This window comes from Sulfuriflexus mobilis (assembly GCF_003967195.1).
In the GTDB taxonomy this organism is placed as follows: domain Bacteria; phylum Pseudomonadota; class Gammaproteobacteria; order AKS1; family AKS1; genus Sulfuriflexus; species Sulfuriflexus mobilis.
In genome coordinates this window covers 752,087-775,363 of the sequence record NZ_AP018725.1, presented here as the reverse complement: position 1 = coordinate 775,363, position 23,277 = coordinate 752,087, and the positions used below count along the sequence as shown (strand labels likewise).

Sequence of the window (23,277 nt, the reverse complement as noted above, 5' to 3'; positions counted from 1 at the left end):
GATGACAAAAAGGCGGCGGCTATTGGCTGTCATGTTTTTTTCATCCGTAAAAAAATATGATTAAAATAATTCGTGCCCACTTTTCATTATTCGCGGCGACAGCTGTTTTGTTACTGGGTTCAGGACTGCTGGGAACTCTGGTCGCCCTGCGGGCAGGAATTGAATCTTTCCCGCAACCAGTGATCGGCCTGATCATGTCAGGTTTTTTTATGGGCTATGTTCTCGGTTCCTATCTTTGCCCGCATGTCATTCGCACTTTCGGTCATATTCGCAGCTTTTCCGTCTTTGCCGCCATGGGGTGTGTCAGCGTGATCCTGCACGGTCTCATTATCGATCCCATCGTTTGGCTGATCCTGCGTATTATCACTGGTATCTGTATGCTGGGAATGTATCTTGTGATCGAATCATGGATTAGCAGTCTTGCGACGAACAAAACACGTGGCGGCCTTTTTGCCATTTATATGGCCATTAACCTGCTTGCACTGGGTGCCGGTCAATACCTGTTGCTTATATATGAGATACAAAGTCTTGCACCCTTTGCCCTCATCGCCTTGTTCTTTTCACTGGCGCTGGTGCCTATTGCTCTCACCCGTATCTCGCAGCCGGAACAGGTTGAAACCGGCCACCTCGGAATCAAACATCTTTACTCCACTTCACCGCTTGCATTTTTTGGAACGTTATTATCAGGTGTTGTCAGTGGTGCTTTCTGGGGAATGGGCTCGGTCTATGCACTGAGTGTAGGTTTTGATGTGGCCGGTATTGCGCTATTTATGAGTGGGGTAGTCTTTGGTGGTTCATTGTTGCAGTGGCCACTCGGCCATTTATCTGATCGGCATGATCGGCGTTTAGTCATCTTTGGGGTCAGTCTCATGGCCGGTATCGCTGCGATAACGGTGTTCTATATGATGGATTCACACCAGGCTCTTGGACTATTGGCTGCATTTATCTTTGGCGGCTGCGCCTTCTCGATCTACTCACTCAGTATAGCTCATGCCAATGATCATATTGAGGCGGCAAATGTACTTGAAATAAGCCGTGGACTTTTATTACTTAGTGGAGTTGGCGCCACCATCGGTCCGCTCACCGCCGGTTTGTTAATGGGGTGGTTTGGTGCGCAAACACTGATGATCTATTTTTCATCACTCATGTTGTTGCTGGCCAGCCTTGCCCTGATGCGACGTTCCATTGGCTCACCCATAAGTATATCCGAACAGGGCGATTTCGTTATCATGACACGCACTTCACCCGCGATGCTCGAACTGGATCCCCGAGCTGAATCTATTGTGGATACTAGTAGTCGTTAAATACACGCGAAACAATAATTTTTTGGTGCCTGATTAGGTGACTTATTTATTTAAAACACATAACAAGCGACTGTGATTCAAAGTCAAGCATCTAGGCACACTGTTCACCCCACCTCTTTTCGTTGAACAGTGATCTTCCACGAGGGTAAAATAAATAACTCTTTATGACTGAACCGGGATGTTTTTCGTGATTTTTGACGAGTGCCGATTGAATTACTGCTGCCAAGCCTTTTCAAACATAAGTGGCTAAGCTTACATTGGAGAAAATATGTTTTTTGAGTTCATAGAAAACATAGTAAAGCTGTCGATTATTATCGCCTGTCTCTATTTCAGTATTATTATCTATGTGCGCAATAAACACCCTACATGGTCCGGGCCTTTGGAGAAACGCCGCTTTACTATTCTGCTAGTGTTGATTCTCGCGGTGGTCGCGATCAAGATAAGTGAAGATGTGCTCTATGCAGAATCCGGGGCGTTCGATAAGGCGGTCCTGCTCTATATCCATAACCACCTTCCGGCCTCACTAAATAGATTCTTTGAGATAATAACCGTTTCCGGCTCATTAAAGCTTTTGCTGCCGCTGACGCTAATCCTGACGCTCTCGTTGTTTTATGCCAAACGACGCTTCGAGGCATTACTGCTTGCCAGTTCCGTCGTCAGTGCCGCAATGATTGTCTACCTTGTCAAAACCCTTGTTGGTCGAGATCGTCCCCTGCTCTGGCAAACAGCCTGGTACTGGGGTTCGAGCTTTCCGAGTGGACATACCCTGGTCGTTTCCGCGTTCGCTACCGCCGCGGCACTTTGTGTGGGGAGTATCTGGCCTACGAAACAGCGTTTAGCATTATCCGTTGCTATGCTGTGGCTCGGCAGTGTCGCCTTTTCACGCCTTGTGCTGGGTGTACACTGGCCCACTGACGTATTGGCGGCTGTGTGTATCGGCATATTTATACCCCTGATGATGAATATGCTCATTCGGCTACGCAACACCGAATAAGTCTTCGGGCAGGATAGGCGTTTAACGAAGGCACTCTTGCTGAGGGCTTGTAGCCATCGTTAACAGCGAAATAGACCTTAGTCAATCAGGATGGCCGTTACCAAAATCGTTGCCTCTGTTATCTCGACAAGCGCCCCCGCCACATCGCCGGTGATGCCCCCGATGCGGCGCATCACTCCGGTTCGTAGCACTATAAAAACCAGCATCACTGCCAGCACCAGCCACAGGCCGTCAATACCGGCGAGGAACAACACCACGGCAAGGCTCAAAACTACAACGACTATAACGGCGCGGCGCGGAAGGCCGGCGGCCATGGCGGCGCCGAGGCCGTTGGCGCGAACATAGGGGGTCGTCAAGAATAATACGAGCAGCACCGCTCTTCCCAACACGGGGGCCAGCAACAAGACGGTTAAATCCCCCGCCACCAACACCGCGTGTAGCGCTGCGAATTTGATCAGCAACAGCAGCACAATACCCACCACACCGGCCGGACCAGCGTACGGGTCTTTCATGATCGCCAGTGTCTTTTCACGGTCACCCAGGCCGCCGACCCAGGCATCTGCGCTATCGGCAAGACCATCGAGATGGAGTCCACCCGTCACGAATACCCAGGCGACAAGCAACAGCCCGGCAGACAACAAGACCGGTATATCACTAAGCACCCAGGCAAGCGCAGCGAGTAATATACCGATAAGCAGCCCTACCAGCGGATAATAACCGAGCGAGCGTGCGATACCGGTTTCATCCGGTTCGCTTGCCATGCGTACCGGCACCGAGGTCAGAAACTGTAGCGCAATAAGCAACGGGCGGATCACGCGCTTGCCCCGATGTGGGTGGCGCGAAGGCCCTGCGCGGTGTGTTCAATACAAATGCGTTGAATCGTCGCGTGGCCAATTTCAAATTCGAGCAGGCGTTGCAGGGGGTGCTGCAGGATATGGCAAAGCAGTACGCGGATCACGCCGCCATGCGTGACCAGCAATATCTTTTCCCCCACAGGCTTCTCTATCAATTCTTGCCAGAACGACAACACGCGGGTGTTAAAGCCTCTCAAGGCTTCTCCCTCGGGTGGCGTATACCGCGTTGGGTCCTGCCAGTAGCGCGTCAGTGCCTCGGCATGCGTTTGCATGAGTGTCTCTGCGCTCTGACCTTCCCACGCCCCGAAGTGGATCTCCTGGATACGCGCATCGAACTGCAGGCCGATGTCGTGTTGCTGCTGCAGCGTGCGGGCAAAATCCGCGCAACGTGACAGCGGTGAACTAATAATGCGATCCCAGGCGGGTTCAATGTCCACGGCCGCCCGCATCTGTGCCCAGCCGCGTTCACTCAAGGCGGCATCGGTACTGCCACGAAAGCCGGCGCCCCCCACGGTTTCGCCGTGGCGCATGAGGTCGATGAAGGTAGTCGCCGGCATCATCCGCTTACTCTTGACCGGAGACTTCGGCTTCGGCGAAGGTAGCCATGCCGTTGTGCAATGCGCAGGCCATGCGCAGCAACGGCACCGCAGTGGCGGCACCGCTGCCCTCGCCCAGACGCATGCCCAGTTCCAGCAACGGCCTGGCGGCCAGTGCCTCAAGCACAATACGGTGTCCCGGTTCAGCCGAGGTGTGTGAAAAAAGAAACCAGTTTTCGGCACCGGGACAAAGGCGCATGGCCGCCAGGGCCGCCACTGAACTAATAAAACCATCTACCAGTACCGGCAAGCCCCTGTGTGCACAACGTATATAACTGCCCGCCAACGCCGCGATCTCAAAACCGCCGAGGCATCGTAATGCCTGCTGTGGCACGGTATGGTGTTGCCTGTGTCGGTGTAATGCCCGCCGGATCACCTCGACCTTGCGCGCGACCCCTTGTTGATCCAGGCCGGTGCCCGGGCCGGCGAGGGCCTCCGGTGTCGCATCAAGCAGGGCACAGGCCAGTGCCGCCGCCGTAGTGGTGTTACCAATCCCCATCTCACCACCGATATACAGCTGTGCGCCTGAAAGGCTGGCGCGTTCAGCGGCCTGCCGTCCCGCATCCAGGGCCTGGACTAGCTGGTCTTCGTGCATGGCCGGTGCCTCGCAAAAGTTGGTCGTGCCCGGACCGAGTCGAAGGCTTAACACGCCTTCCAGGGGGCCGGGGTCACTGACCGTGCCCAGATTGATCACCTCCAGTTGTGCACCGAGTTCACCAGCCAGGACATTGATGGCGGCACCGCCGCGCGCAAAGTTTTTTATCATCTCGACAGTGACCGCCTGCGGGAAGGCGGAGACGCCCTCGGCCGCAACACCATGATCGGCGGCAAATATGCTGATGTGCACCCGATCGACACAGGGACACTCCGCGCCCTGCAGCGCGGCCAGCCGGGTCGCGGTGGATTCCAGTCTTCCCAGGGCACCCGGCGGCTTGGTCAGATGGGCCTGGCGTGTCTCGGCCGCCCGCAAGATGCCGTCGTTTGGCGCGGCGACCGACTGCTGTAACCAGTCCGTGTCGTTGTTCACAGCGGCCCGCCTTTTAAGGGGTGTGGCAGACCGGCGACGGTCAACACGACCCGCTCGCAGACCTGTGCTAACTCTTGATGCAGTCGACCGGCCTCATCACAGTAACGGCGACTGAGTTCACCCAGCGGCGTTACGCCCATGTTGGTTTCGTTACTGACCAAAATGATCTGGCCCGTAAGGCCTGGCAGTAACGCAAGCAGGGCCTCGCGCTCGCGCTCGAATACCGTTGTGTCCTGCGCTGTCAGCAGGTTGGTGAGCCAGAGCGTCAGACAGTCCACCAGCACACAGCATCCGGGGGCGGCGTGCTCTCGCAGCACCCCTGCCAACTGTTGTGGTTCCTCGATCACCGTCCAATGCGCTGGCCGGTGTGCACGATGTGTTTCAATCCGCTCGCGCATCTCTTCATCCTCGACCGTGGCGGTGGCAATGTAGATCACGGGCAGACCGGTTTCGCTCGCCATGCCTTCGGCCAGTCGGCTCTTGCCGGAACGTACACCACCGAGGATCAGGGTCTTCATGGCGACACCACCTGCAACGTAAGCAGTTTTAACAACGCCTCGGTATCGAGGTGCTGCTCCACGGCTGTCGCCAGCCGCTCGATAGCCGCATCACGCATGCCGTGATAATCCACGGCTTCATGGTTATCCAGCCCTGCCCAGGCAAGCAAGGTCGCACAGGCATCGGCGCGCTCGAACAAGCCGTGCACATAGGTACCCAATATTTTTTCATCCTCGCTTATTGCACCGTCGGTAGCGGTGTCGAAGTGAACCGCAGGCCGCGTGAGTGCCGCACCCTGCGTGACACCCGCATGAATCTCGTAACCGCTGATGGCTGCGTCGCCGATAACCAGTCTGCCATGAACGTTGCGTAATTGTTTTTTCTGCGCCAAGGTCGTCGCCATGTCGAGCAGGCCGAAGCCCTCGGTACTGCCCGGTTCGCCCTCAATACCCTGTGGGTCGTGAACCTGTCTGCCCAGCATCTGAAAACCGCCACAGATGCCGATGAGCTTGCCGCCGTAGCGCAGGTGACGCTGAATCACCGCCTCCCAGCCCTGGCTGCGCAACCAGTCCAGATCAGCACGTACGCTCTTGGAACCCGGCAGGATGATCAGATCGGCGGGCGGAATCGTTTCTCCGGGGCCGACAAAACACAAGTCCACTTGCGGGTGCAGGCGCAAGGGATCGAAATCGGTGTGGTTGCTTATGCGTGGGGTGACCGGTACCACCACGCGCAACGCGGCCTCTGCGTGTCCGGCTTGACGTGTGTCGATCGCATCCTCGGCCTCCAGGTGCAGGTCCTGAAGATAGGGCAGTACGCCGAGTACCGGTTTGCCGGTGTACTCCTCCAGCCACTCCAGCCCGGACTCCAGCAGCGCTATGTCGCCACGAAAACGGTTGATAACAAAACCATTGATACGCGCACGTTCACTTTCACTCAGCAACGCCAGCGTTCCCGTGATATGTGCAAACACGCCGCCACGGTCGATGTCGGCAACCAGGATCACTGGACAGTCGACGGCCTCGGCAAAACCCATGTTGGCGATGTCGTTCTCTCGCAGGTTGATCTCCGCCGGCGACCCGGCACCTTCGACGATAATGGCATCAAAACAGCTGGCGAGGCGTTGATGAGATTCCAGCACCGCGTCGTGGGCGGTGTGTTTGTAACGATGATAATTGCGGGCGTTCATATTACCGACGGCGTGCCCCTGAATGATGACCTGCGCTCCCGTATCGGTGTTAGGCTTGAGCAAAACCGGATTCATATCGGTATGCGCTTCCAGCCCGCAGGCAAGTGCCTGCACCGCCTGGGCGCGACCGATCTCTCCGCCATCCGCGGTCACGGCACTATTCAGCGCCATGTTTTGCGGTTTGAACGGTGCGACGCACACACCCTGCCGGAGCAGCCAGCGACACAATGCCGTCACCAGCAGACTCTTACCGGCATCCGAGGTGGTACCCTGTATCATCAAGGTACGGGCGGTCATGCGCGCGCTCCCCAGCGCTGCACGATGCTCTGCAACGGCCGCACTCTGTCAGTCAGGCAGACGATGCGTTGCGGGCCTTTATTGGTATCCAGGATCATTCCGGTGTCTCCGTATTGCCCCAGGTATCGTGAAAAACCTGTTCGTGTATCGAACCTCCCTGGGTCCAACCCTCCAGTGCCAGCATCGGCGCTGGGTAGAACGCCTCGACATGCCCGAGGCAGAGGATGGCCACCGGCCTGGCGCCCGCGGGCATCTCAAGCAATTGCGCGAGCGCCACCGGCTCGAACAGCGAAACCCAGCCCATGCCCAGGCCCTCGGCGCGCGCGGCCAGCCACAGGTTCTGGATGGCGCAGGCCACGGAGGCGAGGTCCATCTCCGGCAAGGTACGGCGGCCGAAGATATGGCGCTCGCGCCCGTCCATTAGCGCGGCGACAAACAATTCGCCGCACTGCAGTATGCCCTCAACCTTGAGCCGCAAAAATTCATCCTCGCGCTCACCCAGGGCCTCGGCGGTGGCAGCTCGTTCCGCCTCAACCAGGGCATGGATTTTGTGCCGCAACACCAAATTGTTAATGCGCAGGAAACGCCACGGCTGCATAAGACCGACACTCGGTGCGAGATGGGCCGCCTCCAGCAACCGTGTGAGTATCGCCGGGTCTATGGGATCGGGTAGGAAGTGGCGCATGTCGCGCCGCTCGCGTATCGCGCGGTACACCGCACTGATCTCTTCTTCACTAAAACGACTCATGGCATAAACAACCGCGCGCTGGCTTCGGTGATGAACAGCGCGGAACAGGTTCTCACAGGTCAATACCCTTCTGCGCCCGAACCCCGGCTCGATAAGCATGCTTGCTGTCGCGCAACGCAGTCAGGGTGTCGGCCGCCTCGCATAGTCCCTCCGGTGCACCACGACCGGTGATCACCACATGCTGCATCGACGGGCGGGCCTTGAGGTCGGCGAGCACGGTATCCAGTTCCAGCCAGCCATACTTAAGCGGATAGGTCAGTTCATCGAGGACGACGAGTCCCAGGGACGGATCGCCCAGCATCTCCCGCACCACGGCCCAACCGCGTTGTGCGGTTTCAATATCACGCGCGAGGTTCTGGGTTTCCCAGGTAAAACCCTCACCGAGCACATGCCAGTCCACTCCGGGTTGCTTGCGGAAAAATCCCTCTTCGCCGGTATCGTTACGGCCCTTGATGAATTGGGCGACACCGACGCGCATGCCGTGACCCAGGGCACGCGCCACCATACCGAAGGCCGAGCTGGACTTGCCCTTGCCATTGCCCGTGAGCACCAGCAGCAGGCCCTGATCCCGATCCGCAGCGGCGATAGTCGCATCGACGACCGCCTTCTTGCGCTGCATGCGGCTGCGGTGGCGTTGTGCTTGATCGCCTGTGTCCATGCCCTTATCGCCCTTGATGTCCAGCCGTAGATGCGCGCTGACCGAAGGCATTATGCGTCAGGGCAACCATTGTGTGCAGCACAGAGGCGACGCCAACGTAGAATGCCAGTGATTGCAAATAAGCCGGGAAATACGTCACTAAGCGCATAGCAAACTCGGCGAAGTTCGGCGCAGTGAAACGACCTGAGAAGAAATAAAAGCCGCCGCTGGAGAACAATTCACAGACTGCCGCACCGGCCAGCATCGCTAGTGCAAGCGGCATCAGGGTGCGCCACTCAAAACGATGTCGATTGGTGTACCAGCGGCCACTGAACCACAGCGCGCTATAGGCTGGCAACAGGAAGATATATGCCGGTGTCAGACAAAAGCCACTGGCACCACCCCAGGTGAAGGCCGCAAAATCCAGCAACCAGGTCAGCGCCAGCAGACCCGGCAAGACCCAGGCTGGGCGCAGATAAACACCGGCGAGGAAAAACACCGCCCAGGAGGCGCCGGGCAGGTGCTCAAGGGTTGCGAAGTGATGACCGCGTGTGCCGATCATGAGCAGGGTCAGGACAAGCCCGATGATGATCTGGTTTCGAGGGGATAATGTCAGCATAGTTTCTTCCTCCAGGGTAATTAAGGTTGGTAACGCAGGGTCACGAACAGACCGCGATCCGGCTGATTGAAAAATGCAGCAGTTTCATAGTCCTTGTCGAGCAGGTTTTCGAGACGTGCCTGTAACTGCCAGTCTCTGTCAAGCATGTAGTCGGTGCGCAGATCCAGCGTGGCATAGCCGCCGAGCTTGCGGCTGTTGGCAAGGTCCTCATAACGTTTACCTTCCGCGCGCAGCGTCGCACCCAATGAGTACTGGCCAAATTGGCGATCGGCATCGATGCGTAACGATTCTTCAGCGCGTCGCGGTAAGACATTGCCGCCGTTGGCACCGCTTGAGCGGTTCTCAGGATCGAGCAGACTGAGATTCGTATTGACGTCCCACCCCTTGAGCTGCGTGGTGAGTATTGCCTCAAGGCCGCGGATGCGGGCCTGGTTGATGTTTGCCGGCGCGAAAATACTTGAATCGTAGGCAATCAGGTCGTCGATGCGGGTCTCATAGACGTTGAGCGACCACTGGCCCCAACCGACCTTACCACCGAGACCAAGCTCGACGCTGCGCGACGCTTCGGGCCGAAGCGTGGCATTGCCGAAACCTGGAAAATAAAGCTCGTTGAAGCTCGGTGCCTTGAAGGCTGTGCCGTAGGCCGCGGTCAGCCGCAGGTTTTTAGCCAACGCATAACCCAGGCCGACCCCACCCGTCGTGTGCTCACCAAACTGTTCGTTATCGTCCTGGCGCAGGGACAGTTGCAGGTCATGTGCGGCGAACGCGCCCTGGTATTGAGCGAACAGCCCCTTGTCATTACGGGAGCTAACGGCATAAGCGGTGCTACCATCGACCCGGTCATTCTGGTAGTCGAGTCCCAGGGTGAGTAAATGATCATCTGCGATCGAGACATCGTTCTGCCAGGAAAGGCTATCACGCCGGGTATTGAACTGACTTCGCAGGGTGCCGTCGTTGAAGTTATCGGATTTATCCCGGCTACGGCCTGCGGCCAGACTTACCTGCCAGGTGTCCACGGGTGAGAAACGGAGCGTGCCGCCAAGGACCTGTTGAACCGATTCCGATTCGTTGACGAAGCTGCCATCGAAATCGGTGTCGCCGCGGGTGCGCAGTACATGTCCATCAACTTCGAGCCCGTTCTCCAAGCGGTAGCCGGCACGCAGGGAAGCGGACAGATTGCGGTAACCATCCTTGTCAGGTTCACGGGTAAAACAACCGGCACCGCCCGGTGAGGGTTTACCGTTACAGGCGTTAAACCCCCTGGTGTCGATACCGCTCGTACTCAGGCTGAACCAGCCACGATGGCCACTGCCGGAAACCCCGGCCGAGGCGCTATAGGTATTATCGCTGCCAGCGCCGATGCTGAAAAAGGGCTTGGGCGCACCGCCACCCTTGCGGGTGAATATCTGGATCACGCCGCCGATGGCCTCGGAACCATACAGGCTCGAACGCGGACCGCGCACGACCTCAATACGTTCGATTAACTCAACAGGGATATGTTGAAAGGCCGTTGTGCCAAGGGTCGCGGAACCCACCTTGACACCGTCGATGAGTACCAGCACATGATCGGATTCCGTGCCGCGGAGGAACACCGAGGTGGCCTTTCCGGCGCCACCGTTGTTGCTGATACTGATGCCGGCTATACCGCGTAGCAGGTCCTGTACGGATTGCGCCTGCTGACGCTCGATATCATCGCGGCTGATGACGGTTACCGAGGCGAGTGTTTTGTCCGCCGTCTGCGCGGTGCGCGTCGCGGTGACAATAAGGGGATCGAGTTCGGTGGCAAAAACAGTGTGGGGGCTCAGCAGCAGTAATGCCGCTGCAGACAAATAGCGTTTCATTATTTAAATTTCCTCTGGCACGCTCACCCGCGCGCAAATCAGTGACATATAGGCATCTACAGAGGAAAAAATCAGACGGAAACAGGCAAAACGACCTGTCAGCCGCAACATCGCCCTCCGCAATGCGAACCAATGGCTTCAGGCCGGTCTCCGGACTCGCAAGTGGTAGATGTCTACCTGGTCGGATCGCCTTCCCACGTCGAAACGCAGTGACTGTATGATCCGCCAAAACTCGCTTACCGTTGCGGGGGCAGTGCCGGGATTGTGCTGATTATTACCAGTACGCACCGGCTTCCCGTTTCATTCTCTGGGTGGATACCCATCGAACACCTGAAGCAACTTTGCTGACAGTATTGTGATTCTGCCGGCAAGTCAAGAAAGGAGATAAAAAAACGCACACACAGCGTCATCGCACTATGCACAATGACCCTGGGTAAATAAATAATTTGCACTGCCGTGTGCTCAACTATTTGTTTTACTTAGCAGACAGGCAAAATATGATTGCAGGCCTGTAACGTTTACGTGTTATCCGTTTTCGTTTTCTGCGACTTCCACAAACCCAAGGTCTTCCATGATGGTATAGCTGGCCGGGAGTACCAGTAAAGTAAGAAAGGTAGACGCAATCATACCGAATACGACACTGGCGACCAGTGGAACCAATACCTGGGCCTGCAGACTGGTTTCCAAGAGTAACGGGAACATACCGGCGACGGTCGTGATTGAGGTCAGGAAGATGGCGCGGAAACGATCCCGCACGGCCTGACCCGCGGCATCATGTAACGCCATGCCTTCACGACTGTGGATTTTTACGTACTCCACCAGCAGGATTGAATCGTTTACCACAATACCGGCCAGAGACACGAAACCGACCATGCTCGGCAGACTGAGGTCCAGCCCCATGAGCAGGTGACCCCAGATAACGCCAATGAGGGCCAGTGGGATATTGATCAATACCACCAGCGGTTCCCGATAATTACGGAACGTCAGGCTCAACAGCAGAAACACGCCGGCGATACCGGCAATAAAGCCACTCAATACCGAGGTGTTGGTTTCGCTGGCATTTTTTACTTCGCCCTCCAGACTGAATAGCAGGCCGGGATAAGCTTTTTGTAATTGGGGCAGGAAACGTTTTTTGCTGTCGTTGATCACAACATTGGTATTGGTGATTTCGCTATCGATATCGCCAGAAATGGTGATGGTGCGTTGATGATTGATGCGTACGATACGAGAAAATTCCCGCACTTCGTTAATTTGCGCAATGGCCGCCAGCGGTATAGCCTCTCCCTGTTTGGAAAAGACAGTGAGGCTTTCAAAATCGTTCAGTGCATTTTTCGGTTCGCTGTCCAGTTTGACATTTATCTCATAGGCCTCGCGCCCCTGATAGACATCACTGACCTTGGTGCCCTGGTAGGCGGCACGCAACTGTAACGAGACTTGCTGTGCATCGAGACCCGAGTTCAGGGCGCCCGGATAGAGCTTGACACTGAACTGCGGTTTGCCCGGTCGCAGATCATCCATGACATTGGAGACCCCCGGATAACCCTTTAACCAGTTCTGCAGTTCCCATGAGGCCCTGGATAATTCTTCAAGGTCCTGGCCTTGCAGGCGTATGGAAATCGCCTGTCCCGCCGGGCCGAAGGCAGGCTCTTTGTATTGAATGGAAATGGTATCGGCAATAGTCGGTGTGGTCTCCAACCATAAACGTCGCAGGTCATTCAGCGAGTTTTTACGTATTTCAGCATCCAGCAGGTCCAGGCTAATGGTGGCCAGATGCACACCCTCTTCGCCGGCATCGGCATTACTGCTGTAAGAGACCTGAATATTTTTAACCAGTTTAGCGTCATCTTCCTCCGGTAGTTGTGCCAGGGATTTCTGCAGGCTGTCGAGGAGAATTGCGACGACCTCCTCTGTGCGCGAGAAAGGTGTGCCCTGCGGCATGATCAGGCGGACATCGAGAATGTTTCCTTCCAGATCCGGAAAGGATTTGAATTTAATCATTCCCGCCGGAATCAGGCTAATGGAGATAATAAACAGGGCAATGACCCCGCCGAGTACGGCATAACGAAAACGAATCGCCATGTCGCCCATGGCTCCGACACGATCACGCAGGCGATCGAAGCCTGCCTCAAAACGAGTACGCCAGTTGGCCCGTTGCTGCTCGTGATGACGTTCCAGTGAATGTTTTAGGTGATGCGGCAGGATCAGGAAGGCTTCGATGAGGCTGATAGTAAGTACGCTCAGTAATACCACCGGCAATACCCCCATGATCTGCCCCATATCACCCTTGAGGAACAACAGGCTGCCGAACAGTATCGCTGAGGTGGTGAATGACGAGAACACGCCACGGGCGACTTTACTAATACCATCCACTGAAGCCTGTAGTGGGCCTTTACCGTTTCGATATTCAGATTCAATACTTTCGGAAATGACAATGGCATCGTCCATCAGGATGCCGATGGCCATGAGCAGGGCGACCATGGAAATCATGTTAATACTGATACCAAAGGCACTCATCATCACCAGGCCACCGATAAAGGAGATGGGTAGTCCCAGGGCGACCCAGAACGTGTAGCGCCAGGTAAAAAACATCAGCAGGGCCAGGGTCGCCAGGATCAAGCCTTGCCAGCCATTTTTCAGCAACAGGCTCAGGCGATCCTGAACGATAGAAGCGGTGTCCTGGGTAATAACCAGGCGGGTGCTCTGCGGCAGACGGGCATTTTCCTCATCGACAAATTTTTTCACCGCATTGAATACGGTAAGGGTATCATCACTGAGATTTTTACTGATCTGCAGGGTTGCAGCGGGTCTGCCATTTAGATCAGTACGCATTTCCTCGTCGGTGAAATCGTCGACGATGCGGGCTATTTCGCCCAGGCGCAATTGGGCGCCATTGACGTTGTCGAGGATGATCAGGTCCGCCAGTTCGTCTACGCTACGACGTTCATTCAGGAAACGTATCTGATAGGAGCGTTCATCGCTATCCAGAGTACCTGCCGGCATATCTATGGACTGGCTTTTAATACGGTTGGCGATATCTTCAATACTTAATTGATACTGACGCAGATTTTCCGGTTTGACCAATACACTGAGTTGGTGGGTAGAAAAACCGGAGACGGTCACAATCGGGATTCCCGGCAGGGCCAGCAGGCGGCCTCGGTAATATTCGGCCAGGGCCTTCAGTTCTGGCTGGGCCAGGTCCGCACTAATGGCGACACTGACCACCGGCTTTGTGCGGCCGAGTTCTTCAACCACCGGTTCCTCGGCATTCTCCGGGAAATCGCTAATACCATCGATGGCGGCTTTGACATCATCCAGAAACCGCCGGATGTTGCCTTGTTCCTGCATGTCCAGGGTCAATATGCCGATGTTGTCACGGGCCTCGCAACGTTGCTCTTCCAGAAAACTGATGCCATCGGTTGCATCCTCCAGGCGGTTGCAAATGCCCTCTTCCACTTCGCCAGGACTGGCACCCGGATACGGCACGGTGACTTGTACCTTGTTGGTGTCGATTTCAGGGAAGGTCTCCTTGTTCAGGGTGGGCAAAACGAGCAGCCCGGCCAGCAGGATGACAAACATCAGGATATTGGCTGCGGTCTGGTGACTGGCAAAATAACGGATCATAATTATTCCGTTCCGCTGGCGCGCTTAGCTAATGCCTTTTCGTAGTCGCTGGCAACTATCGGCGTTAGTGGCATGCCCTCGATGACCGGGACCAGGTCGTTAATAATAAGCCGGTCACCTTCCTGCAGTCCGCCACTGATCACCACAAGATCATCCTGACGCTGCTGAATATCAACGGCTTTGATCTCAAGGCGATCATCGCTATTGGCCACATAGACACGCCCGTGATGTACCGCCTTACGTGGGATCACTAAGGCTTCATGCATCGGAGCATAAAGCTCCACGGACATAAACATACCTTTTAAGAGTGGCGGCCTTCGACCAGGGATCATTTTTTCATAGGGACGATCTACCCCCACTACGATGCCCAGGGTACGTCGGGTAGGGTCAATGGATTCACTAAAGCGCAACACCTCGGCATCCCACCAGGCATCTGGCATGTCCCCTACCAGGGTCACCCGTGCCGAAAGATTCAGTCTGGCGAGCATGTCCTGGGACTTACCCATCATCGTGCTATCAAACGTATTGCCTTCCATGTGAGCCACCAGGGAGCGCATATGCAAAATCGGTAACTGTGCATTGACCTCCACACCATTGATATCCAGGGCTTCGAACAACATCGTGCCAATGTTTACAAACTGACCTTTTTCGATGGATACCGCACCAATACGTGCGCTGAAGGGCAAGGTAATTTCAGTACGCCCCAGCGTGGTCGTTTGGCCCTTGACCTGCTCCTCGGCACGCGTGATTTGGGACTGCACCGTGGCCTTGCGAGTGGCGTAGGTGTTGAGCTGACCCTGTAGTTCAGATACTTGCTGACGGAGTTGAATGACCTTCTGTTCCTCTGCGTCAAGGACTGAGCGGGCGATCAGTTTACGCTCCCAGACACTACGGATACGCTGCAACTCTTTTTCTCCCACTTGCAGGTTTTTCTCTGCCAGGTCCAGGGAACGCTGTGTCGTTTGCTGTTCCACCTGCAGCTGCCTGAGGGAAGATTTGTTGCCAGCCAGGTCGGCCTGGGTTTGCTTCAGTGTTACCTCATAATCTTGCGGGTCAATTCGCGCCACCACGGTGCCGGCAGCGATACTGTTGCCTTGTTTAAGATCTGGATGTACAAAACTGATTTTTCCGCTGACCTCGGCCAGGGTTTGCAATGTCACCGTGGGTTCTACATTGCCGTAAGCCGTCACCTTTGCGCTAAAAGGGATACGCCTTGCTGTTATGACCTCAACACTTTTTCTGGGCATCTCCGTGCCGGCATGATTCAGGGGCGCACGCCCCATCACCAATGCGATTGCAATGAGTGCGCCGAGACCCATAGCAGCAAATAGAATATAGGGTTTTTGCAGATATTTTTTCATAGCCGAATCACATCAGGTTATGGTTGAGTCCGTTAGTAGAATGTAACACAAGACCTCTATTAATCGACATAAAGCCGACTCAAGACCCTGGTGACTCTGGACTGAGTTTTAGCTGTCAGGCAGGGCTGGGGGGAAGGAAATATCGCAGCAAGCCCGAAAAATACCGTGAGCGATGCATTCGCTAAAATGCCTGGCGTAAGCAGAACGGAAAACGACTACCTTGTGAGTTGATCGATGCCCTTCCAGAAACGGTTTGCATATTGACGCGAGGGGTCTTCGACCTGCAGGCTGCACATTCCCTGTGAAATGAAAAAACCCTTGGCGTCCTCCTGGGCCTTAACCAGCAGGCCATCACACTGCTGGTTACGAACAGCCACTTCGGCCGCGCTAAAAAGTTGGCGACCAATGCCCTGATGGTGATGCGACGGTTCAACATAGATGCCATGTAACAACAGGGCCGTGTGCCCTGTTGGGCTATCTTTGGCATCGGCCCGTTCCCAGGCGGCAATACCAATAATTTTTTTCTGCTCATCCTCTGCCACCACTGCCTCTAAATGTTTAAAGTCCAGTACGGTATAGCGGTAGCTGGACAGGAACAGGCGCTTGACCCGTTCAGGCAGTTTCCATGTCATCACTGCCGCCTCAATGACGCGATTAATGGCATCGAGATCGGTTGTGGTGGCCGGACGAACGATTATGCTTAGCGGCGACATTTCTATCCTTCATCTATTCACCATGAGAATAGCAAAAGATGAAGTCAGTTTGATAGGCGGAGTGAGATTGTCTTGATCGACAAGTGCGTGGCAGACAACACCCATCGGAGTAGAACAGAATGTACTGACTGGGTGGGCCAGGCTGCGTAATAGGCGCCAGATCCCGGGGCCCGGTTTAGTTGTTAACGGCGTCCGCGTCCCGGCTTGGGAGACTCAAAGTTAACCTTCATGGGCTTGCCGTTGAAGTCTTTGCCATTCAGGCCGGCTATAGCGGCACGCGCCTCATGGCCTTCCATTTCGATAAAACCAAAGCCCTTACACTGGCCGGAAAAAACATCCATCACCAGTTTGCATGAACGCACGGTACCAAATTCAGAAAACAGGCTCTGCAGGTCTTCCTCATTTGCGCTGGCAGGCAAACTGCCAATAAATATTTTTTTCAATGCAGTTCACCTTTTCGGCTATGCCGGCTGCTGTGACTTACTGTGCCACAAAAAAAGAACCCCGCCGGAGCGGGGTTCTTGGTATCGGTTTATCCGATGAGGTCTTGCTTAGGCAGTAACATTAGCTGCCTGCAGGCCCTTAGGACCCTTTTCAATTTCATAGGTGACCGCTTGGCCTTCAGCAAGGGTTTTGAAGCCCGAGCCCTGGATTGCGTTGAAATGTACGAATACATCATCGCCGCCGTCATCCTGAGAAATAAAACCAAAACCTTTCGATTCGTTAAACCACTTTACTGTACCTGTAGCCATAATCTTTGTACCTTGAATAAATTAAACAATATTAGAGTGCTGCATACAGGTAATGAAACGAGGAATCAGGGGGGTAACACTAAGGCAACAACCAAAATTGCCGATAACAAAATCTGTAGCTACATGAACTATAGGAGAATCCCGCCCGTTTAGCAAGCACTATTAACGGCCAGACTGGGGGCTTATTTGGGGGAAATCATGCCCCCGGGGAGACAAGGACCATAGAGTGTGATTGTTCTATGTAATCAATGAGATACGCAACCTATTAATGCCCCCGGCCGACATCAGGCCTCCTTGTTACTCCTGTTTATCCGTTAACAAGTCCTGTTCAGGGCGATCGCGGTTATGATCCTTTGCCAGCAAAATGTAAAACGCCGGCAGGATAAACAGGGTAAAGAAGGTACCGATCCCCAGGCCGGCGGCGATGGTCAGGCCGATGTGGAAGCGACTCACCGCACCGGCCCCAGCGGCCGTCAACAGGGGAAACATGGCAACAATCAGAGAGACCGAGGTCATGAAGATGGGGCGCAGGCGAATGGCGGCGGCTTTTTCTACCGCAGCGCGTTTGGAGAGGCGCTCGTTTATTTGCAGTTTGTTGGCAAACTCAACAATCAGAATGCCATTTTTCGCCACCACACCAATCAGGGTGATCAAACCGACCTTGGTATAGATATTCAGTGACAGTGCGTTCACATCCAGCATGATAAAGATCAGCGCACCCGCTGTAGCCAGCGGCACCGATACAAGAATAATCGCCGGATCGCGCCAGCTCTCAAACTGGGCCGCCAGCACCAGATAAATAACCAGTAACGACATCAACATGGTCAGCGTCAGGGCCGAACTCTCCTGCGCATACTGGCGTGAATCACCCAGATAATCATAGCCATAGCCTTTGGGCAGAATCTGTGTCGCCAATTCAGTCAGGTGCTCGAGTGCATCCCCCAGGGCCACATCGGGGCGGGGCACCCCCTGAATGGTAAGCGAATTCAATTGCTGGAGCTGGGTGCGGTCGGTGGGTTCCACCGATTGCTTCATGGTGACAAGGGTCGATAACGGCACCAGGTTGCCGGCGGCGCTGCGGACATAATAATCGTTGAGCATCTCTGCATCGCGGCGGTAATCGCGTGACACCAGGGGAATCACCTTGTAACTGCGGCCTTCCATGCTAAAGCGATTCACATAACCACCGCCCAGCAAGGTTCCCAGATTCCGCCCGATACTTGCCATACTGATGCCCAGGTCACCGGCACGATCACGGTCGATCTCGATACTGATGGTGGGCCGATCGATATCAATCGATTTTTCCAGAAACAAAAAACGGCCACTGGCCATAGCCTGGCCCAAGAGTTGATCTGCAACCTCAACCAGTTCCTCGTAACTGCGGTCGGTGGTCACCACAAACTGCAAGGGTGCGCCACGCGAAGGGGTCGGGATACTCGGGCGTGGAAACACAAAACTACGCAGGCCCGACACCTGGCCAAGCACACCAAACAGGGGACCTTGCACTTCTTTTTGCGTACGCTCGCGTTCTTCCGCCGGCTTCATCTTGAAGCCGCCAAAGATCTGCCCCGGTGTGCGCCCGAGGATGTAAAAACTGTCATTGTATTCTGGAAAGGTCTCAAAACTGGACTGGATCTGCCCGCCATAGGCTTCAAGATATTCCAGTGTCGCCGTGCGCGGGCCGGTGGAACTGAAAAACAGGATACCCTGGTCTTCATCAGGTGCCAGTTCATTTTTGCTGTTCATGTACATAAGGTAATTAGAAACCAGGATGAGGCCACCAAGCATGGCTACGACCGTCACAGCATTAAGTGTTTTATGTAACACCCGCCCATAACTGTCGGATAACCAGGTAAAGGCCCTTTCCACCAATTGTTCAAAGCGACCTTCCTCACCGTGCTCTTTTAATACGCGCGACGCCAGCATCGGTGACAGGGTTAAGGCAATCACACCGGAGATCAACACCGCGCCGGTTAGGGTGAAAGCAAATTCAATAAACAATGCACCAGTCAGGCCACCGAGGAAACCGATGGGGGCATACACGGCAAGCAAGGTTGTGGTCATGGCGATAATGGGTACGGCCAGTTCACGTGCCGCCATTAATGCCGCCTGCATCCGCGGTTCACCACGCTCTATGTGCCGGTGCACGTTTTCAACCACAATGATCGCATCATCCACCACCAGACCAATGGCAAGCACCATAGATAACAACGTAAGCAGGTTGAGTGAATAACCCAGTAGATACATAATAAAGGCGGCACCGATGATCGACAGGGGCACCGCCACAGCAGGGATAATCGCCGCACGCAGTGAACCGAGGGTGAGATAAATCACCACCAGCACGATCAGCATGGCCTCAATGATGGTCTTGTAGACTTCATCAATGGAGGATTTAATAAACTGGCTGGCATCATACGGCACCTTGACCTGCATGCCTGCCGGTAACTGTGACGCCATTTTTGGGATCAAATCGTTAACGGCATCGGCGACGGTAATGGGATTAGCGCCCGGTGCCTGTTCAATACCAATAAAGACCGAGGGTATGCCTTTGTACCAGGTGGTGGTGTTATAGTCATCGGCACCGAGCTCGGCCTCGGCAATATCCTGCAGGCGCACCAGTGTGCCGTTTTCACTGCGCACCACCAGTTTACGGAAGTTTTCCGGGGCATTGATATCGGTGGTGGTAGTCAGGTCAATTGTGACGTATTTGTCCTTGGTCGAGCCGATACCCGCCTGATAGTTATTGTTGCGCAACACATTGACAACATCCTCACCGGTCACGCCCAATGCCGCCATGCGTTGCGGGTTCAGCCAGATGCGCATGGCAAACTGCGAGGCAAACAGGCGTGCCTTGGCAACGCCGGGCAAGGCCTGCAATTGTGTCTGTATCACACGCAGTACATAATCACTGATTTGCGGCCGCGGTACCTTGTCACTGAAGAACGCCAGATATATAAGCGCCGTACGGTCACCGGTGGTCGACTCTATGACCGGGTCTTCAACCTCGGCAGGTAGTTCGCCGCGCTTGCTGGCAATCTTGGCGAGAATCTCTGCTACCGCGGCATTCGGATCATAATTGAGGCGCATCTGCGCCTCGATCGTCGACTGCCCCTGTGAACTGGTGGAAGAAATGTAATCTATACCATTGGCCTCGGACATCGCCTGTTGCAGCGGTGTTGTCACAAAACCTTTCACCAGTTCAGAACTGGCCCCGGGGTAGGCAGTGGTCACCGTGATAACGGTATTCTTGATTAATGGAAACTGGCGCACCTCCAGCAACCCAAGCGAGCGCAACCCCAGTAACAGGATCAACAGGCTGACAACCGTCGCCAGCACCGGGCGGCGAATGAAAATGTCAGTAAATTTCATTCGCCCGTTATCTCTGCATCGTTGAGTTCCACCTGGTTATCAATTTTCACCGGGATACCATCGCGCAGCTTCACCAGGCCGGTGCGTACAACCTGTGTACCCACCTGCAGGCCCTTGATAACGACACGCCCATTACGCGTCTCACCTGTTTCAACCGGTGTACGCTTGACCGTGAGCATGCCTTTATCATCCTTGTTGATGACAAACACAAAATTACCGTAAGTATTAAAACTGATCGCCGTATACGGCAGCGTCAACACCGGCTGAGGCGCATCGGTGATGGTCTCCACCTGCGCGAACATACCGGGACGCATGATACTGTCGGTATTGTCCAATGTGGCGCGGACTTTCAACGTGCGCGTACCGATATCAATACCAGAATTTACGGCACTGACTTCGCCGCTAAAAATCTGGTTCGGCACGGCATCCAGGTGAACCTTCACCACCTGGGCGGTTTTAATCCGGGTCAGGTGGCGCTCCGGCAAGGTATAATCAACATAGATGGGATTCAATGCCTGCAGGCTCACGATTGGGTCACCCGCTTCGATAAACTGCCCAAGGTCAACCTGCCGTATCCCGGCCAAACCGGTAAACGGTGCGCGAATCACTTTCCGCTTTATGATCGCTTCCTGCTGTTTTAAGCGGGCCGTTGCGGCGTCGTAGCGTGCCTCTGCCTCGTCGTATTCCGATTTTGAGGTGACGCGTTTTTTTAGCAGGTCCTTGGCACGATGGAACTGCACTTGTGTTAGTTTACGCTCTGCACGCAGGGCCTCCAATGCTGCCTCGTCGACGGCATCATCGAGGCGGATAAGCACCTGACCCTGCTCAATCGGTTGTCCGGATTTAAAGACAACTTCACTGACAATCCCATTAACTTCAGTACTCACATTAATGCCATTGGTTGCCACCAGTGAGCCGACGGATTGCAGCGAGGGTTGCCAGTTTTCCGGTCTAACCTCGGTCGCCGAAATCATGGCAGGCGGAAAACCCTGTGGTTTCGCGGCTTGTCGCTGTACAGCCTGCCAATATATATATCCAGCCACAGCCACGGTGATAATAACCAGTAATATCATGGCGATAATCAATCGTTTTGACATGCTATGGAGTTCCTGTTGAATGGCTGCTAAAGGGCAGCTGATATATACCGCACGTCACCAATATAATCAACCGACTCATAAGTAGGTGATATGAATCCGCCAGAGGTCATGAATTAACGCTGTGGCGACAACCGCCATAACCGTTCGGCATTGCCGTGGGCAAACTTGTGAGCCACCTCATCAGGCAATTCTGCCAAGGCCTTGCGCCACACAGCCATTTGCGGGATATAAAATTCCTGCCAGTGCCGCTGCCAAACATTATCCAGGGCAAAGATAAAGCGCTCCGGATATTGGCGCATCAACTGCTTCCAGTCATCTTTAAGAAAATCGCCGGAGAACATCTCCGTCCACGGCTGGTTTGACTGGCGGGTGATCACCGGATTGGTGTGGGCCACCATAAAATACAGATTATTATGCCGCTCCAGCAGTGGCCCTGCCTCATCACTATTCAACTGCCCCATGTGGGTCAGCACAAAGGGATGCGCCGGCTGCGCATCCACAAACCGCTCCAGTGCCTGCATGGTTTGCCTGCGCTTGTCCCCATGCAGTGAGGCAAACTCAATATGCAGGTACATTGGCCAGCCCTTCTCAAGACAGGCCTGCAATACGGCATCCACCCTCGGGTCGGTCAATGGCACATCTACCTCTTCGGCCTTGTTGCCCTTTTGCGCATGATAAATAAGCACCTCCGCCATCGCGGAGTAGTTGCCGCTATTTACCCGTCTACGCAGTTTTTTATAAAACTTCGGGTTATTCTGCCGATAGACACCACCCTTGGTGCGGATGGCGGCAACAATACGCTCGGGGTACATTGCCGCCATGTTGGCAATGTCTGCATGCGGACGTCTGCCGCGGCTTGCCAGGATCGTCTTGTCAACACCGGCCGCATCCATACGCCGCAGGATTAACGCCAGGTCCCCAACCTCGTGGTCCACCTGACTGTGGGCATCCACAAAATAGAGTTCCGTCGCCGTTAACCACAACGGGAAACCGCCGATAAAAAGCAACAAACATACCTGAAGAGTGTGTTTCATGGTTTTTTCCCTCGTTATCGGCCGGCACCAGACCTACTCTATCGGCACCCGTATGTGGTGCCGTAATCCAGATCAAGTCGTTTTGTCAAAATGCGCTGGAGCGTAATTTGCCATCGGTTCTCTTTGTCTACCGTCGCGTCCATTAATTATCGCGATAATATTTCAAGGCATGCCAGATTGATCGCACATCTGCATGTTCATGGCGCATAACCAGGGTGATCGCAATTTCCTCAATCGCCGCCAGCACCGCGACCGTTGCCGCCACGTAAATAGGCCAGCGCGCCCAGTCCATAAAAGTCACGACATACGACACGATTGTTATAAACACGGCAATTTTTACCGCCCAGGTATGGTAGCTGGTTAAGGTTCTGAATTTAATCAGGCCTATAGCTACAGGTATGGCGAAGCTGATAATAATCGCCAGCACCGCTATTATTTCCTCAATAATGATCTCGGGCCAGAGCCACCATGCAGCAACGACCAGGGTTGTGTAAATAATAAAGTCACCCCAACTATCCAGGCGAGCACCCAACTTGGTCACCTGGTTTAATGTCCTCGCCAGGAACCCATCCAGCACATCCGTAAACAGGGTAAACAATAATGCCAGCATGTATAAAAAGGGTTCTTGATGCCATGCCAGCCACAAAAGAACCGGTGACATAACAATACGCACAAGACTGACAATATTGGGTGGGCTTAGAAAATCTTTTTTATTCATTATGCTGC

General features: G+C 54.6%; 20 protein-coding genes and 1 riboswitch. Of the genes, 2 read left to right on the top strand and 18 right to left on the bottom strand.

The features are described 5' to 3' along the window. Window positions 1-56 precede the first annotated feature (56 nt). Together EL386_RS03995 and EL386_RS03990 are read left to right on the top strand one after the other, a co-directional pair. Complete coding sequence (locus tag EL386_RS03995) at window positions 57-1,304, top strand: MFS transporter (protein WP_126453656.1); 1,248 nt, start codon at window positions 57-59, stop codon at window positions 1,302-1,304. 268 nt (window positions 1,305-1,572) lie between these two features. After that, the gene (locus tag EL386_RS03990; RefSeq protein WP_126453654.1) at window positions 1,573-2,298 is read left to right on the top strand and encodes a phosphatase PAP2 family protein; all 726 of its coding nucleotides are present in this window, start codon (window positions 1,573-1,575) and stop codon (window positions 2,296-2,298) included. Between the two features lie 77 nt (window positions 2,299-2,375). On the opposite strand, the gene EL386_RS03985 is transcribed toward EL386_RS03990, so the two are convergent. The 18 genes from EL386_RS03985 to EL386_RS03900 form a co-directional block, all read right to left on the bottom strand. After that, complete coding sequence (locus EL386_RS03985; RefSeq protein ID WP_232020242.1) at window positions 2,376-3,113, bottom strand: adenosylcobinamide-GDP ribazoletransferase; 738 nt, start codon at window positions 3,111-3,113, stop codon at window positions 2,376-2,378. Beyond that, window positions 3,110-3,712: an alpha-ribazole phosphatase gene (cobC, locus tag EL386_RS03980; protein ID WP_197722144.1), complete on the bottom strand. Its 603-nt coding sequence runs from the start codon at window positions 3,710-3,712 to the stop codon at window positions 3,110-3,112. The genes EL386_RS03985 and cobC overlap by 4 nt, the downstream gene beginning before the upstream one ends. 4 nt (window positions 3,713-3,716) lie before the next feature. After that, window positions 3,717-4,775, bottom strand: a complete 1,059-nt coding sequence (cobT, locus tag EL386_RS03975; RefSeq protein WP_126453652.1) for a nicotinate-nucleotide--dimethylbenzimidazole phosphoribosyltransferase — start codon at window positions 4,773-4,775, stop codon at window positions 3,717-3,719. Beyond that, window positions 4,772-5,293 (bottom strand): bifunctional adenosylcobinamide kinase/adenosylcobinamide-phosphate guanylyltransferase, encoded by a 522-nt coding sequence (gene cobU, locus EL386_RS03970; RefSeq protein WP_126453650.1) that lies wholly within the window; start codon window positions 5,291-5,293, stop codon window positions 4,772-4,774. The genes cobT and cobU overlap by 4 nt, the downstream gene beginning before the upstream one ends. Continuing rightward, the gene (locus tag EL386_RS03965) at window positions 5,290-6,759 is read right to left on the bottom strand and encodes a cobyric acid synthase (protein WP_126453648.1); all 1,470 of its coding nucleotides are present in this window, start codon (window positions 6,757-6,759) and stop codon (window positions 5,290-5,292) included. The genes cobU and EL386_RS03965 overlap by 4 nt, the downstream gene beginning before the upstream one ends. Before the next feature lie 94 nt (window positions 6,760-6,853). Further along, entirely contained in the window at window positions 6,854-7,507 is a 654-nt protein-coding gene (bluB, locus tag EL386_RS03960; protein WP_126453646.1) for a 5,6-dimethylbenzimidazole synthase, read from the bottom strand. Window positions 7,508-7,559: 52 nt separating this feature from the next. Further along, window positions 7,560-8,165, bottom strand: a complete 606-nt coding sequence (gene cobO / locus EL386_RS03955; protein WP_126453643.1) for a cob(I)yrinic acid a,c-diamide adenosyltransferase — start codon at window positions 8,163-8,165, stop codon at window positions 7,560-7,562. 4 nt (window positions 8,166-8,169) lie between these two features. Further along, window positions 8,170-8,763 (bottom strand): hypothetical protein, encoded by a 594-nt coding sequence (locus EL386_RS03950; protein ID WP_126453642.1) that lies wholly within the window; start codon window positions 8,761-8,763, stop codon window positions 8,170-8,172. A gap of 20 nt (window positions 8,764-8,783) precedes the next feature. After that, window positions 8,784-10,604, bottom strand: coding sequence for a TonB-dependent vitamin B12 receptor (btuB, locus tag EL386_RS03945; RefSeq protein ID WP_126453640.1), 1,821 nt, complete (start codon window positions 10,602-10,604; stop codon window positions 8,784-8,786). Between the two features lie 124 nt (window positions 10,605-10,728). Continuing rightward, a riboswitch (cobalamin riboswitch) is annotated at window positions 10,729-10,953 on the bottom strand. A 176-nt stretch (window positions 10,954-11,129) separates the two neighbouring features. Next, on the bottom strand, window positions 11,130-14,225 hold the full coding sequence (locus EL386_RS03940) for an efflux RND transporter permease subunit (RefSeq protein ID WP_126453638.1): 3,096 nt from the start codon (window positions 14,223-14,225) through the stop codon (window positions 11,130-11,132). A gap of 2 nt (window positions 14,226-14,227) precedes the next feature. Further along, complete coding sequence (locus EL386_RS03935; RefSeq protein WP_126453636.1) at window positions 14,228-15,586, bottom strand: efflux RND transporter periplasmic adaptor subunit; 1,359 nt, start codon at window positions 15,584-15,586, stop codon at window positions 14,228-14,230. 215 nt (window positions 15,587-15,801) lie between these two features. Further along, complete coding sequence (locus tag EL386_RS03930) at window positions 15,802-16,299, bottom strand: GNAT family N-acetyltransferase (RefSeq protein ID WP_126453634.1); 498 nt, start codon at window positions 16,297-16,299, stop codon at window positions 15,802-15,804. A gap of 182 nt (window positions 16,300-16,481) precedes the next feature. Further along, a complete protein-coding gene (locus tag EL386_RS03925) occupies window positions 16,482-16,742 on the bottom strand; it encodes an RNA recognition motif domain-containing protein (RefSeq protein WP_126453632.1) in 261 nt (86 codons plus the stop codon). A gap of 108 nt (window positions 16,743-16,850) precedes the next feature. Beyond that, complete coding sequence (locus EL386_RS03920; protein WP_126453630.1) at window positions 16,851-17,051, bottom strand: cold-shock protein; 201 nt, start codon at window positions 17,049-17,051, stop codon at window positions 16,851-16,853. A 297-nt stretch (window positions 17,052-17,348) separates the two neighbouring features. After that, window positions 17,349-20,420: an efflux RND transporter permease subunit gene (locus tag EL386_RS03915; protein WP_126453628.1), complete on the bottom strand. Its 3,072-nt coding sequence runs from the start codon at window positions 20,418-20,420 to the stop codon at window positions 17,349-17,351. Beyond that, a complete protein-coding gene (locus EL386_RS03910) occupies window positions 20,417-21,517 on the bottom strand; it encodes an efflux RND transporter periplasmic adaptor subunit (protein ID WP_126453626.1) in 1,101 nt (366 codons plus the stop codon). The genes EL386_RS03915 and EL386_RS03910 overlap by 4 nt, the downstream gene beginning before the upstream one ends. Before the next feature lie 113 nt (window positions 21,518-21,630). Then, a complete protein-coding gene (locus EL386_RS03905) occupies window positions 21,631-22,551 on the bottom strand; it encodes an amidohydrolase family protein (protein WP_126453624.1) in 921 nt (306 codons plus the stop codon). 142 nt (window positions 22,552-22,693) lie between these two features. Further along, window positions 22,694-23,269, bottom strand: coding sequence for a CDP-alcohol phosphatidyltransferase family protein (locus EL386_RS03900; RefSeq protein ID WP_126453622.1), 576 nt, complete (start codon window positions 23,267-23,269; stop codon window positions 22,694-22,696). Window positions 23,270-23,277: the final 8 nt, after the last annotated feature.

What these genes read in the sequence shown, in the direction of transcription:
- EL386_RS03995 (WP_126453656.1), top strand. Translation starts at nt 57, where the DNA reads ATGATTAAAATAATTCGTGCCCACTTTTCATTATTCGCGGCGACAGCT.
- EL386_RS03990 (WP_126453654.1), top strand. Translation starts at nt 1,573, where the DNA reads ATGTTTTTTGAGTTCATAGAAAACATAGTAAAGCTGTCGATTATTATC.
- cobC (WP_197722144.1), bottom strand. Translation starts at nt 3,712, where the DNA reads ATGATGCCGGCGACTACCTTCATCGACCTCATGCGCCACGGCGAAACC.
- cobU (WP_126453650.1), bottom strand. Translation starts at nt 5,293, where the DNA reads ATGAAGACCCTGATCCTCGGTGGTGTACGTTCCGGCAAGAGCCGACTG.
- EL386_RS03965 (WP_126453648.1), bottom strand. Translation starts at nt 6,759, where the DNA reads ATGACCGCCCGTACCTTGATGATACAGGGTACCACCTCGGATGCCGGT.
- bluB (WP_126453646.1), bottom strand. Translation starts at nt 7,507, where the DNA reads ATGAGTCGTTTTAGTGAAGAAGAGATCAGTGCGGTGTACCGCGCGATA.
- cobO (WP_126453643.1), bottom strand. Translation starts at nt 8,165, where the DNA reads ATGGACACAGGCGATCAAGCACAACGCCACCGCAGCCGCATGCAGCGC.
- EL386_RS03950 (WP_126453642.1), bottom strand. Translation starts at nt 8,763, where the DNA reads ATGCTGACATTATCCCCTCGAAACCAGATCATCATCGGGCTTGTCCTG.
- btuB (WP_126453640.1), bottom strand. Translation starts at nt 10,604, where the DNA reads ATGAAACGCTATTTGTCTGCAGCGGCATTACTGCTGCTGAGCCCCCAC.
- EL386_RS03940 (WP_126453638.1), bottom strand. Translation starts at nt 14,225, where the DNA reads ATGATCCGTTATTTTGCCAGTCACCAGACCGCAGCCAATATCCTGATG.
- EL386_RS03935 (WP_126453636.1), bottom strand. Translation starts at nt 15,586, where the DNA reads ATGAAAAAATATCTGCAAAAACCCTATATTCTATTTGCTGCTATGGGT.
- EL386_RS03930 (WP_126453634.1), bottom strand. Translation starts at nt 16,299, where the DNA reads ATGTCGCCGCTAAGCATAATCGTTCGTCCGGCCACCACAACCGATCTC.
- EL386_RS03920 (WP_126453630.1), bottom strand. Translation starts at nt 17,051, where the DNA reads ATGGCTACAGGTACAGTAAAGTGGTTTAACGAATCGAAAGGTTTTGGT.
- EL386_RS03915 (WP_126453628.1), bottom strand. Translation starts at nt 20,420, where the DNA reads ATGAAATTTACTGACATTTTCATTCGCCGCCCGGTGCTGGCGACGGTT.
- EL386_RS03910 (WP_126453626.1), bottom strand. Translation starts at nt 21,517, where the DNA reads ATGTCAAAACGATTGATTATCGCCATGATATTACTGGTTATTATCACC.
- EL386_RS03905 (WP_126453624.1), bottom strand. Translation starts at nt 22,551, where the DNA reads ATGAAACACACTCTTCAGGTATGTTTGTTGCTTTTTATCGGCGGTTTC.
- EL386_RS03900 (WP_126453622.1), bottom strand. Translation starts at nt 23,269, where the DNA reads ATGAATAAAAAAGATTTTCTAAGCCCACCCAATATTGTCAGTCTTGTG.